Genomic DNA, 12,842 nt, shown 5'->3' with positions numbered 1-12,842 from the left:
AACCCGGCAATTACGTTGGTCATACATTGACTGGCATCATGCACAAGTTCATTTGCCCGCCTCGATCACCAAAACGGCCACGGCGTTATCACTGCCATTAACCGATCACGCCATCGAGTTATTGCAAAGCCATAAACAGCGATTAGCCCGCCAAGGCTATCACGGCGATTTCCTGTTTTGCTCCCAAAAAGGAGGCCGAACAATCAGCCCAGAGCAAGCCAGCGAACACATTAAATCAATCAGTCAAGGTGAGTGGTCGGCCCATGATTTACGCAAAGTGGCCCGATCAGCTTGGCAAGAATTAGGCGTTGATTACATGGTGGCCGAGCAGTTGATTAACCACGCTATGAGCAAGCTGGATACCGCCTACATTCACACCCACGCAGAGACACAAAAACGGGCGGCGCTAGTGAAATGGCATGATTACATTTTTAGTCAAACCGATGATTTAAGCCCTAGACAACCCCTAGATCATCATTCAAACCCCATCGAGCGCCAAGCCAATGACAGCAAGGCGCTGGCCTAATTTAAGGCGATATTACACAGAGGAATATATTTAATGACCAAAAGACAGCAAGAGATAGACCAGATGACCAAGGAATTATTGGGCGATTTACCGCCCGATAGCCTACTTGCGCAAAGCCTAAAGGAGCTATCAAAGGCGGTGAAAAATGAGTGATTTCCGCCGCATTGATAAGCCGATTTTGCCCAGCGAACGCCAAGCGTTTTTGCTGCGCGAAATGGTCGGCGTGGTGCCATTTGGGGCCATTAATTTACAACGCGCTGGGTTTTTATGTCAGGGCCAAGCGCGGGTGATGATTAATCATTGGTTGTGCCAAAAATGGATTGAGCAGGTGCCCGATCTGGCTTGGCAATTTAAGTTAACTGATTTAGGTAAAGAGGTGATAAAGCAATGAAGAAAATTATTTTTGTAATGGCGTTAGCGGTGTCGGTTATTGCATTTGGTGGCGCAGAGCATGTGACATTAGATGCAGCGATGACGATGGATAAGGTCGGGTTTTTTAGTGGTCTATGGCATGGCTTTAGTTTTGTGTTTGCGTTTTGGTGCTCGATGTTTGCAGATAACACAGCTGTTTATGCAATTTATAACAACGGTGAATTTTACGATGCTGGCTTTTTTATTGGCATTGCTTTGTTCGTGATTTTCACGCAATCGAAAGTTTTTAAGTAGGCTGCCATGAGTAAATTGATTTATATCGCTGGCCCCGTTACGGGCATGAAGAACTTAAACCGCCGTGCGTTTGAAAACGAAGCGCATAAATTACGCAATCAAGGTCATCGAGTTTGGTGGACGCATTTATTACCACCGGGCATGACCGAAGATGCTTATATGGAATTTGGCTTAGCCATGGTGCGCCGTTGTGATGAAGTGGCCGTGTTACCCGGTTGGCAAAGTTCACAGGGCACTAAAACAGAAATGCAGTTAGCTAAAAAGCTAGGCAAGAAAATAACGGTGGTTGCATGATGGATGATAAAAAAGAAGCCGCAAGACTGCGCAAAGCCGCCGAGCGCGAACGCAAGAAGGCGCTAGGCAGTGTTGAGGTGCGGGTGGTGTTGTCGCAAAAAGAAGTGGAAAGGCTGGATGAGATTTGCCAAGGTCGAGCGCGGTTAGGTGCGGAGCCATACAGCCGCGATGAGTTGATCACTGTACTTATTAATAAGGACTATGATCGCTATCAAGTGCAATTGGCGAAGGTACAAAAGACCCCGTGCCCAAAATGCAAAAAGAGTTGGCCGGAAGGGTGTGAGCGGTTTTTTGCGGGTGATTCAAAGTGCCGCTTTCACTATGTTGGCTATCCGCTAGCACCGTGACGCGTCACAACGGGATGATCTGGCCTTTTTTTAAATGGTTTTACGTCATTTTGTGGTTTATTTGGTTTTTTACGTCTTTTTGTGTTGATTTGAAATGAGGGTTTTTGATAGTCTTTTTATCAACGTGGTGTTGCTGCGTTTGATAGACCATCTCCTCGCTGTAATTCAAAAGCCGCCTTATTTAGGGCGGTTTTTTTTCGCTTAAATTTTACTTGTTGGGCCACCGCTATGGACGAAAAGACCGATCTTATTACTCGCCTCATCGCTGGCCTAACTACGTTTTTCAGCATGGCGTCTCTTAACGACGTTGGTGTGATTTGCGGCATTGTGCTGGGCTTAGGCTCGTTTGCGTTGTCTTGGTATTACAAAGACAAAAACCATAAGTTATTGGCTGAGCAGTTCGGCGAGAAATTCGCGGAAAAGGTATCTGATGATTAAAAAACGTATTGTTTGTTCAGTGGCCGCCGCCATTGCGCTGATCGTGAATAGCTCGATTGGTAACGATGTTCGGGTATCTGAAAAGGGTTTGGCGATAATCGGTAACACTGAGGGCTGTCGGTTGAATCCGTATGTTTGCCCGGCTGGTTTAATCACTAACGGCATTGGCAATACTCAATTCAACCCGTCAGCGACGGTGACTATAGAGCAAGTGGCGCGCGACTGGGCTAAGAACATTGAAATCGCCGAAACGTGTTTATTAAACACTGCGCCGAGTGAGTTAAGCCAAGGCCAGCATGACGCGTTTACCAGTTTTATTTTTAATTCGGGTTGCCATCGTTTCCGATACAACCGCAACAAAACCGAAACCACTATTTATAAGTTGATCGCCGCTGGTCGTTATAGTCAAGCGTGTGAGCAGTTGCCGCGCTGGGTTTATGGCGGCGGTAAAAAATTAAAAGGTTTGGTGATACGCCGAGCCAAGGAGCGGGATTTATGCTTGTCATGAGTGTCTTGGCGAAATACGGGCTAATGGCCCTTGGTGCTTTGCTTGTTGCTAGCGCTGCATTAAACGTGGGCCAAGCGGTAAAAGCTAAGTTGCGCGCAGCAAAGTTGGCCGATGCTCAAGCCGAGATTGCCGAGTTAAGGCACGGGCTTGATCTGGCTGTAATGGCTAATAAAGCCAGTGAAAAAGCGGTGATGGATTTGCAGCAACAAGTTGTTTATGTGCAGCAGTCGAATGATTTATTGGTGTCTAAGTTCAGCAGTATTAACGCCACGGCGCGTGATGTATCGAGCGTTGTTAAAGAGGGATTGCAAGATGAAGCCGAACAAAGTTGCAGTAATCGCCCTTTGCCTTTTTCCGTTGTTAGCGGGATGCAGCACTACCAAGACGCTGATCAAGTACAAAACCATTAAGCTGGCCCCGCCAAGTGTCTTGCTTGCCCCATGTGTCATGCCATTTGATAAGCCCCCCGCGACTTATGGCGAGGCGGTTGAACGTGATGTGATTTGGTGGCAGTCAATGAGTGAGTGCAGTTATAAGATCGACCAGTTGCGTTTGTATTTTAATCACCCCTAGTTTTTCGTTTTAACGCCCCCTTTGGTATCAATGCTAGTGACTAATCGCGGTCGTCGTGCCGCGTCAGGCTTAGGCCATTTAACAGCAGCGCCAAAAGGGGGCGACCCATTTATAGGTTGCGTGAAATGTTTAAAGTTCCGTTTTCCGATTTGCCGTTTTCACGCAAGCCTTTTTCGTTAGTTAATGGCGAATTTATAGCTGTTAGTCGCTACTACACAACCTTAGATCCCGCCGCTGGTTCTCATTTTAGATTTGATTTGGTTACTGTCTCAGAGAGTGAGCCTTTTGAACTTGGTTTGACAGGCACCTTTTCAAATAGAGGTTTTTATATTGCTGCAAAAATTGAAGCAATCTCGGGCGATGGTCGCATATTAATCACTAGCGCCGGAGAAGTTTGGTTCGGTGAGTTTGTTCGTTTTGTAATCCCGCCTGATGATTTTGCATATTTAACCAACGGCTTTCTACATTCATTAAAAATTGTTCGTGTAGGTGTCATTGCATCACTGCGTATTGATGGCCGCATCGTTGATACATTGAATGATGCCCGCTTTAATTTTCAAATTAATAGCTTAGGCGCAAAATGGGCAGGCACTACTTCTGTATTGTTTTTTGGCGGAGTTGTGGCAAATTTTTATTTAAATGTTGATTCTCATATGAAAATTAAAAATAAATTTAATAGTAATGGATTGAGCAGCATTGAAGTTTCAGATGTTGGGCCAAATGCAACCAGAATTAACCTAACTTCCGAAAATACAGATTTATACACAAAACAACCAAATAACACTTGGATTGGATTAAAAGGAGGTGTGATTTGATGTGGTCAATGTGTAATAGCAGTTTATTAGCTGACGCTAGCGCGCTTTCTAATTGGTATAAAGAGCAAATAGATAAAGGCGTCGTTGGTGTTAGCCATGATGGTGTATTTAGTTTATTTATTGTTTGCCCTCCCGATGATTTGCTGGCGTCAAAGCGGGTTGATTTAGTTGGGGTTTCTGATGCCGAATTAATGCTCATTGGTAAAAACTTTATCACTGAAGATGACGGAAAAGTTTTGGTAGGTGATGCAGAGGTGTTCAGGCGAATGTATTTAACAGACGAATACCAAGCCAGAATAAAAAGAATCAATACAGTTTAACAAAGGTAATTATGATTTTACAAAACAATACGCCATTTACACATCACGGCGGGCCGATTCAACTTGGTATCATTGGTTCGGGGACGGCTCAACTAATGTGGTTGACATTTGACGGCCCTGTTAATGTTGGCGATCCATTGACCGAAGGCACTCACAAAGACACGCTAGCCGCTGGTAATTATCAAGTAGCGACTAATAATGTGACGGTTGTTAAATCTTAATGCCCCCTCGCACCCCTAAGCCTTGCCGCATCACTGGTTGCGGTGCATTGACCACGGCTAAGCATGGTTACTGTGATCAACACAAGCACACAGGCTGGGAGACACATCAAGCAGGGCGCACCACTACCCAGCGCGGCTATGGTCATGGCTGGCAAGTGTTACGTGCCAAGCGCTTAAAGCTTGATAACTATCTGTGCCAAGAGTGTTTAGCCCTTGGCTTTGCCGTGCCTGCCGTTGATGTTGACCATGTGATCAACAAAGCAAACGGTGGTAAAGACGAGTTAAACAACCTGAGATCACTATGCAAAGACCATCACAAGCGCAAAACCAACACCGAAAAGCACAAAAACCGATAGTTTTACGCATTAAAACGGCCTTTTGGTTGCCAATTTTCATTAAATTTTATTGTTTGTTTTGTTGGGTTACTCGAACCAAACCTAACCACGCTGTGCTTAAACGTGCGGTTGATTTGGCGGTTAAGCCAGCAGGGCTTAAGGCTAGTTCAGAAAAGGCTTTGTGATGCAATTCACACCCCTATTTTTTCACCCTCGTACACGGGGGGGGCGGGTTAAATCCCTACAACCCTACCCTTGCTGACCGTCCACCCAGAGACATTTTTTTTCGTGATAAATAAGGATCTTTTTTTTCGAGGATCTTTTTATCTTTGATCTTTGCATTGTGACCCGTCACAAAGAGGCCAAAACAATGACCAGAGCAGCAGGAGGCGGGCGCAAAACTGGCGTTAATGTCGCCACTGCGCCCGCTAAAGAATTATTAACCCGAGTCAAACCGCCCGAACAGTTGCGCGATGAAAACGCCATCGCCATTTGGAAAGACCGTGCCAAGATTTTGGCCGATAGAAAAATGTTAACGGCGGCGGTGTTGCCCATGCTGATCGCATGGTGCAATTCATTTAGTTTAATGATTGAAGCCGACACCATGATCACCGATGAGGGCTTGCTGTCATTCAGCGATAAAGGCGGCGCTAAAAAACATCCCGCTTTGACTGCGAGAAGTGAAGCGGTCAACCAAATGGCGCGCCTTGGTTCGTTACTTGGCTTTGATCCTATGAGCTACCAGCGCCTAGCTGGCGGCGGCAATGATGACGAAGGCGGCAACGAGTTTGACGACTTCTAACCGAGTAAAACCATGGCATATCCTCACACCAACGGGGCGAACAGATACGCCCGTGATGTGGTGTCAGGTCGGATTGTCGCTTGCAAATACGTTATTCAAGCGTGTCAACGTCACCTAGATGATCTGGAGCGCAGCAAGGATAAAAGCTGGCCGTACCGCTTCAACAAAAAAAAGTCAGAACGCGCATGTAAGTTTATGAGCCTATTGGTTCACACCAAAGGCGAGTGGGCGCGCAAGCCGCTAAAAGATCGGCGTATCAAATTAGAGCCTTGGCAGCTATTCCAGTTTGCCAGCATATTTGGCTGGGAGCGCAAAAGCGACAACACCCGCCGCTTTCGTACCGCCTTTGTTTTCGTGCCGCGTAAAAACGGCAAAAGTATCAAGGCCGCTGGCGTGGCCCTTTACACCTTCTGCGCCGATGACGAATACGGCGCAGAGATTTATTGTGGCGCTGCCACCGAGAAACAAGCGTGGGAAGTATTCAAGCCCGCGCGGCAAATGGTTAAAGCCCTGCCGAATTTACGTAAGCGCTTTAACATCGCCATGATGGCGAAAAAACTCATGCGCCCTGATGGTTCAATCTTTGAGCCCGTGATCGGTGAACCCGGCGATGGCTCAAGCCCTCATTGCGCCATCGTGGACGAGTACCACGAACATGACGGCCCCGAACTATTCGACACAATGCAAACGGGCATGGGTGCGCGCGAGCAACCGCTGATATTCGTGATCACCACGGCGGGCAGTAACATTGCTGGCCCATGTAAAGATTTATACGACGAATGTATCAAGGTGTTATCGGGCGCGATTGAAGATGATGAATTATTCGCGCTGATTTACACCATTGACGAGGGCGACGACTGGACAGATTCCGCCGTAATGGCGAAAGCCAACCCTAACTTGGGCGTATCAGTCAAAGCGGATTACCTCGCCAGTCAGCAACGGCGCGCTATTCGTAACCCGCGTTACACCAATATTTTTAAAACCAAGCACCTCAACGTGTGGGTTAACGCTAGTTGCGCATTTTTCAACATGGAGCACTGGAAGAAATGCGAAGATCTCAGCCTTAAAATTGAAGATTTCCAAGGTTCACCGGCTTGGTTTTCCCTCGACTTAGCCAGCAAGTTGGATGTGTGTTCGTTTGTGCAGTTGTTCACCCGCGTGGCCGATGACGGCCAATTGCATTACTACTGCTTTAGTCGGCACTATCTGCCGGAAGAAACCATATTTGATCCCGATCAGAAGAACGCCAAGATTTATCAGCAATGGATAAACACCGACTGGGCCAACAGTGACGGCGGCGCGCTCAAGCAAACCGACGGCGCAGAAATCGACTTTGGCGAAATAGGCGATGAAGTATTGGCGCTGGCCGATCACCATAACGTAAAAGAAGTGCCACACGATCCATGGAACGCCGCGCAATTGGCACAAGAACTTGCTAAAAGCGGGTTAATGGCGGTGAAGATACCGCAAAACACCGCGCACCTATCGCCGGGGATGAAAGAGCTTGAAAGCGCCATGAAGTCAGGGCGATTTCATCACGACGGCAACCCCGTTTTAACTTGGATGATGAGCAACGTGGTATCCAAAGAGGATGCCAACGAAAACCATTTTCCACGCAAAGATAAAAAAGACCAAAAAATTGATGGTGCAATCGCGCTAATCATGGCTGTTCACCGTGCTCAAACGGGTGAAGGCCAAGAAAAGCTATCTGATCACATTGAAAAACACGGGATGCGTCAACTCTAATGGGACTACTTTCAAAACTATTCAGCCGTAAAAGTTCGCCACCGATTAACACCCCCGAACAGCTAGCACAAGCACTAGGTATTGATTACGCAACAATTTCAGGCCGTAGCGTATCTGATATTAAGGCGATGCAGTTAACCACCGTTTTTGCGTGTGTTCGGGTGTTGAGTGAGTCGGTCGGCATGTTGCCATGCCACTTATACAAGGAATCAGCAAAACAAAAGAACAAGGCCAAAGAGCATTGGCTTTATCGCCTGATCAACACCGCCCCCAATGATTACATGACAGCCCAAGAATTTTGGGAATTACTCATTGTTAGCTTGTGCCTGCGCGGTAATTTCTACGCCTACAAAAACAAAATAGGGGATAAAGTTACCGAATTATTACCCATTGACCCGGGCTGCGTTGAAGCAAAATTAAACGCAAGCTGGGAGCCAGTTTATAAAGTCACATTTGCTGATGGCTCTCAAGATGTACTTTCTCAGGATGAAATATGGCATGTGAGAATCTTCACAAAAGACGGCTTAAAGGGGTTAAGCCCGATTGCTTACGCAAAAGAGGCAATAGGATTAGCGTTAGCAACAGAGGAGCATGGGAGCCGATTATTTACAAACGGAGCTGTCACCACGGGGGTTCTTTCAACCGAGCAGGTGTTAAGCGATGCGGCATTTAAACGCCTACAAGATGATTTTAAATCTCGCCATCAAGGGCTGGCTAATAGTCACAAACCCTTGATATTAGAAATGGGCCTTGACTGGAAATCCATTAGTTTAAGCGCCGAAGATTCACAATTTCTAGAATCAAGAAAGTTTCAGCGTGATGAAATTTGCGCGATTTTTCGAGTGCCGCCGCACTTGGTCGCTAACCTCGACAAAGCCAGTTTTAACAACATAGAGCACTTGGGTTTAAGTTTTATTAACTATTCGTTAGTGCCGTATCTCACGCGTATTGAAAATAGAATAAAAGTCGGGCTTCTACCAAAATCTCAACAAGCAGATACCTTTGCAAAATTCAATGTCGGCGCGCTGCTTAGAGGTGATATGAAATCACGGTTTGAAGCTTACGCCACCGCGATCAACTGGGGCATGTATAGCCCCAATGATTGCTTGCGTCTAGAAGATCAAAACCCACGCCCAGGAGGTGATGTTTATTTAACGCCATTAAACATGACATCAGGACCAGTCAATCCAACAGGAACATAGGCTTATGCTCACAAGAAAAAAAATACACGTCGAACTAAAAATCAAACAAGTGTCAGAGAGCGGCGAATTTGAGGGGTATGGTTCGGTTTTTGGCGTGAAAGACAGTCATAAAGATATTGTTTTGCCCGGTGCGTTTGCTAACTCGTTAGCCGAATGGAGCGGGAAAGGTCAATTTCCATCCATGCTATGGCAACACAAAATGGATGAGCCCGTCGGCGTCTATACCGAAATGCGAGAGGATGACGTGGGGTTGTTCGTTAAGGGCCGTTTGCTGATTGATGATGACCCGCTCGCCAAACGCGCCCATGCACACCTTAAAGCGGGTTCAATTAAGGGGCTAAGCATTGGCTATGAGCTGATTGATTGGGAATGGAGTGCGGATAAAGGCGCTTACATTCTTAAAGAGATTAAATTGTGGGAAGTGTCGCTGGTGACGTTTCCATCAAATGAAGAAGCCCGCGTGGCCGAAGTCAAAACCGCATTGGAAAAAGGGGAAACCCCGTCGCCAAAAATGATAGAGCGAGCCTTACGCGAGGTCGGGTTTAGTCGTTCGCAATCCAAAGCATTTATGAGTAAAGGGTTTTCAGCGCTTAATCAGCGAGAGGCTGATCTGGAATCTGGATTAAATGCACTAAGAAAACTGAGTCAACAATTTTAAGGTAAAAGTATGCCAATTGAACAAAAAGACATTGAACTGGTAGCCGAGGAACTAGGCCATAAGTTCACCGAGTTTACCAAAAAAAACGATAAGCGCATTGATGCTATCGAGCAAGAAAAATCCAAGTTATCAGAGCGTGTGGATACGCTAAACGGCACGGTTGATTCATTGCAAAAGCAAAAGGAACAGCTTGAAGAACAATTGAAAAAATCGCAACGGCCAAGTGGCGGCAAAGGACAAACGCCAGAAGCCGCCGAACATAAGAAAGCGTTTGAGCGCTTCATTAAAACAGGTCGTGGTGAAGATGAATTGCGCGACTTAGAGAGTAAAGCGTTAGCTACTGACACCCCAGAAGATGGCGGCTTGGCTGTACCGTTACAGTTAGACCAAAACATTATTCAGTTGCTTAATGACGCTAACGTGATGCGCCAAGAATGTACCGTTGTGCCAACGGGCGGCGTTGGTTATAAGCAGTTAGTTAACAAAGGCGGCGCAACGTCTGGATGGGTGGGAGAAACCGACGCTAGACCCGAAACTAGCACTCCGAAATTAGGTGAGCTTAGCCCGCATTTTGGTGAGCTATACGCCAACCCGTCGGCCACGCAAAACATGCTTGATGATTCGTTTTTTGATGTTGAAAGCTGGCTATCAGGCGAAGTGCAAACCGAGTTTAGCGAAGAAGAAGAAATCGCTTTTACAGTCGGCGATGGTGCCAACAAGCCAAAGGGCTTGTTTGCTTACGCCAGTTCGCTAGCCAGAGATAAAGATCGTGCGTTTGGCACGTTACAGCATTTAGTGTCAGGCAGTGCGGGTTCATTTAATGGCGACAACCTAACGGCGCTACTTTACTCGCTGCGCAAGGTCTACCGTCGTGATGCAAAATGGATGCTTAACAATGACGTGTTATTTAAGGCGCGCTTGCTAAAAGATAATGATGGTAATTATTTGTGGCGTCCGGGCTTAGAGCTGGGCCAGCCTTCTAGCCTGCTTGGTTACGGTGTGGCAGAAAACGAAGCGCTACCCGATGCAGTAGCAGATGCAAAAGCCATTGCGTTTGGTAACTTCAAGCGCGCTTATAAAATCATTGATGTGATTGGCACAAGGGTGCTACGAGATCCTTACACTCGAAAGCCTTATGTGCAGTTTTACACCACTAAGCGCGTTGGCGGCATGTTAACAGACTCTAGTGCAGTTAAGATCCTACAGCTTTCAGCTTAATATTTTTTCCTACCACCTAAGCCGCCGTTATGGCGGCTTTTTTATTTGGAGTAAAAACCGTGGAAACAATAGTCCAGCAAGATCAAGAAGAAGAGTTAGCTAAAGTGAAAGTTAAAAAAGCGTTCACCTATGCAAAAAATGGGCTCTATATGGTTGATATTGAAAAAGGCGACCAAGAGTTGCCCGCCGACGCGATCAAAGCGGGTAAAGCATTAGGGGTTATCTAGCATGGTGCCTCTATCACTTGTTAAAGCACAACTACGCCTAGAGCCTGAATATATTGATGAAGATGAAATATTAAATCTTTATATAAGCGCCGCTTTTACGTCGATAGAGGCATTTCTGTGCAGAAAGCTTTATGTCGATGTGGTGCCAGAGAGTGACGAGTCAGGCATGTTGTTTAATAGCGATATTCAATTAGCTAGCTTGTTAATGATTGATCATTGGTATAACAATCGCAGCTCAACCACCACCGAAACCGTTAAAGAAGTGCCGTTAGGCTTCCGTCATTTACTTGGCCATTATCGCTACCGCAAGGTGGGCTAATGATAGAAACAGGCAAACTAACCCAGCGCTTAAACCTATACGCCGCAACTACCACTAAATCACTATCAGGTGCGCCCATTGCGGCCATCACCCGCATGGGCGGCGCTTGGGCTGAACTGGTGATCGGTCGCGCTGATACCGCAACCAGTCAAGACCGAGATCGGGCCGTGGGCGTGTATCAATTTCGCGTGCGCTGGCTAACCACTGCGCCTGATTGGGTTAACTGGCGCGGTAAATGGTTTCGCGTCACGGGCGTGGACGATACCGACTCGCACCGCGCACAAATGTTAATCACGGGCGATTTAACCGACGCCCCACCCACTATTAAGGCGCAGCCATGATTGATCAATGGAGTGTGTCCGGCTTAAAAGAGCTGGACGACAAGCTAACCGAGTTGGGCGCGAAAGTCGGCACCCGTGTATTGCGTAAAGCAGGGCGCGAGGCCATGACGGGCGTTGCTTTGTCTATGGCCATGGGCGCAGGTTTTGACCCTGATAATAAGGGCGAGCACATGCGCGACGCCATTAAAATCACGGGCAAAAAGCAGGATAAAAAAGGCGGCGCTGATAATGCCGTCGCCATTCGCGTTGGCCCAAGTAAAAAACACGCGCAAAAGGCCATCGCCCAAGAGTATGGCCGCGAAGGCCAAGCCGCCGATCCCTTTATGCGTCCGGCCCTTGCTGAAAACCGCCATAAAATAGTCGGCACGTTTCGCACCGTGCTAGCCACCGAAATTCTAAAAGCCGTGAGTAAAATGAAATGAATTTAAACGCCGCTTTGTCAACGTGGTTGACCGATTTAACGGGCTTAGAGGCATATTGGCTTGAGCGCCCCGCCACGGCCACCAATGCCGTGGTTTATCGCGCGCTATCCGTTGGCATTGTGCCGGGCAACTTGGCGAAAACCAACTTAAGCGAAGATAGCTATAGCATCACGGTATATCACACCGCCCCCGACGAAGGCCAAGCGGCGGCTAACAAGATAATGCGCACGTTAGATTGCTACAGCGGCGAACTGGCGGGCTACAACATTGAATTGTGCATGTTTACGGGCGGATTTGATCAGCGCTTAAACGGCAACAGCGAAAACTGTTACCAGTTCAACCGAGATTTTTTAATTAACCACCACTTATAACCACTGGAGTTAACAATGAGTGAAGTAAAAGACCCCGGCACTTATGCCAAGTTGCCCGCAGGCACACGGGTATATTTTGGCGATATTGGCGCAGTGATGCCCGACGGCTTTAAATTGCTGCAAAGCGCCGATCAGATCGGCTCAACGGGTGAAAAAGCCCCTCTGGAAAAAGTCACCCGCCTGATCGACACCGAAGAAAAGTTTATGGCCGCGCTGAAAGAAGGCCCTGATAAAGAGTTTTTATTTCTTGATGATCCGTCAGATACCGATCAAGAGGTCTTTTTACTCGCCGCCGAAAATAACGAAGTTAAAGTGGTGCGGGTTGAATTTCCAAATGGCAGATGGGCTGAAATGACCATCGCGTTAGCGGGCTGGGAACTCAAAGATCTAGATAAAAACAAGCCAATGATGGTGAGCGTGTCGGGCAAGCAAAACGCCATTAACCGAGGCGTAACTGCCCCCGCGCCTTAATCTAAATCAATCGGAGTAATTT

Annotated in this window: 24 protein-coding genes; all 24 read left to right on the top strand. The window is 47.1% G+C overall.

Annotated elements, in window-relative coordinates; genetic code table 11:
* On the top strand, positions 1-526 hold a 526-nt coding region (locus K6Y31_RS20845), incomplete at its 5' end, for a tyrosine-type recombinase/integrase (protein ID WP_233054976.1).
* Between the two features lie 145 nt (positions 527-671).
* Entirely contained in the window at positions 672-917 is a 246-nt protein-coding gene (locus K6Y31_RS20840; RefSeq protein ID WP_233054975.1) for a hypothetical protein, read from the top strand.
* The gene (locus tag K6Y31_RS20835) at positions 914-1,192 is read left to right on the top strand and encodes a hypothetical protein (RefSeq protein ID WP_233054974.1); all 279 of its coding nucleotides are present in this window, start codon (positions 914-916) and stop codon (positions 1,190-1,192) included. The genes K6Y31_RS20840 and K6Y31_RS20835 overlap by 4 nt, the downstream gene beginning before the upstream one ends.
* A 6-nt stretch (positions 1,193-1,198) precedes the next feature.
* On the top strand, positions 1,199-1,486 hold the full coding sequence (locus K6Y31_RS20830; RefSeq protein ID WP_233054973.1) for a DUF4406 domain-containing protein: 288 nt from the start codon (positions 1,199-1,201) through the stop codon (positions 1,484-1,486).
* Complete coding sequence (locus K6Y31_RS20825; protein WP_233054971.1) at positions 1,483-1,833, top strand: hypothetical protein; 351 nt, start codon at positions 1,483-1,485, stop codon at positions 1,831-1,833. The genes K6Y31_RS20830 and K6Y31_RS20825 overlap by 4 nt, the downstream gene beginning before the upstream one ends.
* 228 nt (positions 1,834-2,061) lie before the next feature.
* Positions 2,062-2,271 (top strand): HP1 family phage holin, encoded by a 210-nt coding sequence (locus tag K6Y31_RS20820; protein WP_233054970.1) that lies wholly within the window; start codon positions 2,062-2,064, stop codon positions 2,269-2,271.
* Positions 2,264-2,779, top strand: coding sequence for a lysozyme (locus K6Y31_RS20815; protein ID WP_282560220.1), 516 nt, complete (start codon positions 2,264-2,266; stop codon positions 2,777-2,779). Before K6Y31_RS20820 ends, K6Y31_RS20815 begins: the two co-directional genes overlap by 8 nt.
* Positions 2,767-3,189 (top strand): hypothetical protein, encoded by a 423-nt coding sequence (locus K6Y31_RS20805; protein WP_233054969.1) that lies wholly within the window; start codon positions 2,767-2,769, stop codon positions 3,187-3,189. The genes K6Y31_RS20815 and K6Y31_RS20805 overlap by 13 nt, the downstream gene beginning before the upstream one ends.
* On the top strand, positions 3,092-3,352 hold the full coding sequence (lysC, locus tag K6Y31_RS22550) for an Rz1-like lysis system protein LysC (protein WP_427901925.1): 261 nt from the start codon (positions 3,092-3,094) through the stop codon (positions 3,350-3,352). The genes K6Y31_RS20805 and lysC overlap by 98 nt, the downstream gene beginning before the upstream one ends.
* Positions 3,353-3,477: 125 nt before the next feature.
* A complete protein-coding gene (locus K6Y31_RS20800) occupies positions 3,478-4,167 on the top strand; it encodes a hypothetical protein (RefSeq protein WP_233054968.1) in 690 nt (229 codons plus the stop codon).
* Complete coding sequence (locus K6Y31_RS20795; RefSeq protein WP_233054967.1) at positions 4,164-4,487, top strand: hypothetical protein; 324 nt, start codon at positions 4,164-4,166, stop codon at positions 4,485-4,487. Before K6Y31_RS20800 ends, K6Y31_RS20795 begins: the two co-directional genes overlap by 4 nt.
* Positions 4,488-4,498: 11 nt before the next feature.
* Positions 4,499-4,708 (top strand): hypothetical protein, encoded by a 210-nt coding sequence (locus K6Y31_RS20790; protein WP_233054966.1) that lies wholly within the window; start codon positions 4,499-4,501, stop codon positions 4,706-4,708.
* Positions 4,708-5,064, top strand: a complete 357-nt coding sequence (locus tag K6Y31_RS20785; RefSeq protein WP_233054965.1) for an HNH endonuclease — start codon at positions 4,708-4,710, stop codon at positions 5,062-5,064. The genes K6Y31_RS20790 and K6Y31_RS20785 overlap by 1 nt, the downstream gene beginning before the upstream one ends.
* Positions 5,065-5,413: 349 nt before the next feature.
* The gene (locus tag K6Y31_RS20780) at positions 5,414-5,845 is read left to right on the top strand and encodes a phage terminase small subunit P27 family (protein ID WP_233054964.1); all 432 of its coding nucleotides are present in this window, start codon (positions 5,414-5,416) and stop codon (positions 5,843-5,845) included.
* A gap of 12 nt (positions 5,846-5,857) precedes the next feature.
* Positions 5,858-7,591, top strand: a complete 1,734-nt coding sequence (locus K6Y31_RS20775; protein WP_233054963.1) for a terminase large subunit — start codon at positions 5,858-5,860, stop codon at positions 7,589-7,591.
* Entirely contained in the window at positions 7,591-8,793 is a 1,203-nt protein-coding gene (locus tag K6Y31_RS20770; protein ID WP_233054962.1) for a phage portal protein, read from the top strand. Before K6Y31_RS20775 ends, K6Y31_RS20770 begins: the two co-directional genes overlap by 1 nt.
* 4 nt (positions 8,794-8,797) lie before the next feature.
* Entirely contained in the window at positions 8,798-9,451 is a 654-nt protein-coding gene (locus K6Y31_RS20765) for an HK97 family phage prohead protease (protein ID WP_233054960.1), read from the top strand.
* A gap of 9 nt (positions 9,452-9,460) precedes the next feature.
* Positions 9,461-10,669 carry a phage major capsid protein gene (locus K6Y31_RS20760; RefSeq protein ID WP_233054958.1) on the top strand — a complete coding sequence of 403 codons (1,209 nt, stop codon included), beginning with the start codon at positions 9,461-9,463 and terminating at the stop codon, positions 10,667-10,669.
* A 59-nt stretch (positions 10,670-10,728) separates the two neighbouring features.
* The gene (locus tag K6Y31_RS20755; protein WP_233054957.1) at positions 10,729-10,896 is read left to right on the top strand and encodes a hypothetical protein; all 168 of its coding nucleotides are present in this window, start codon (positions 10,729-10,731) and stop codon (positions 10,894-10,896) included.
* A 1-nt stretch (position 10,897) separates the two neighbouring features.
* Positions 10,898-11,215: a head-tail connector protein gene (locus K6Y31_RS20750; protein WP_233054956.1), complete on the top strand. Its 318-nt coding sequence runs from the start codon at positions 10,898-10,900 to the stop codon at positions 11,213-11,215.
* Complete coding sequence (locus K6Y31_RS20745; RefSeq protein WP_233054955.1) at positions 11,215-11,556, top strand: phage head completion protein; 342 nt, start codon at positions 11,215-11,217, stop codon at positions 11,554-11,556. Before K6Y31_RS20750 ends, K6Y31_RS20745 begins: the two co-directional genes overlap by 1 nt.
* A complete protein-coding gene (locus K6Y31_RS20740; protein ID WP_233054954.1) occupies positions 11,553-11,978 on the top strand; it encodes an HK97-gp10 family putative phage morphogenesis protein in 426 nt (141 codons plus the stop codon). The genes K6Y31_RS20745 and K6Y31_RS20740 overlap by 4 nt, the downstream gene beginning before the upstream one ends.
* Positions 11,975-12,349 carry a hypothetical protein gene (locus tag K6Y31_RS20735; protein WP_233054952.1) on the top strand — a complete coding sequence of 125 codons (375 nt, stop codon included), beginning with the start codon at positions 11,975-11,977 and terminating at the stop codon, positions 12,347-12,349. Before K6Y31_RS20740 ends, K6Y31_RS20735 begins: the two co-directional genes overlap by 4 nt.
* A 15-nt stretch (positions 12,350-12,364) precedes the next feature.
* The gene (locus tag K6Y31_RS20730) at positions 12,365-12,820 is read left to right on the top strand and encodes a hypothetical protein (protein WP_233054950.1); all 456 of its coding nucleotides are present in this window, start codon (positions 12,365-12,367) and stop codon (positions 12,818-12,820) included.
* The last annotated feature ends 22 nt before the right edge of the window (positions 12,821-12,842 follow it).

It is taken from the genome of Motilimonas cestriensis, from assembly GCF_021295315.1.
GTDB lineage: Bacteria > Pseudomonadota > Gammaproteobacteria > Enterobacterales > CBDFNC01 > Motilimonas > Motilimonas cestriensis.
The sequence above is the reverse complement of the archived record's forward strand: the minus strand, read 5'-3'. Positions and strand labels throughout refer to the sequence as shown.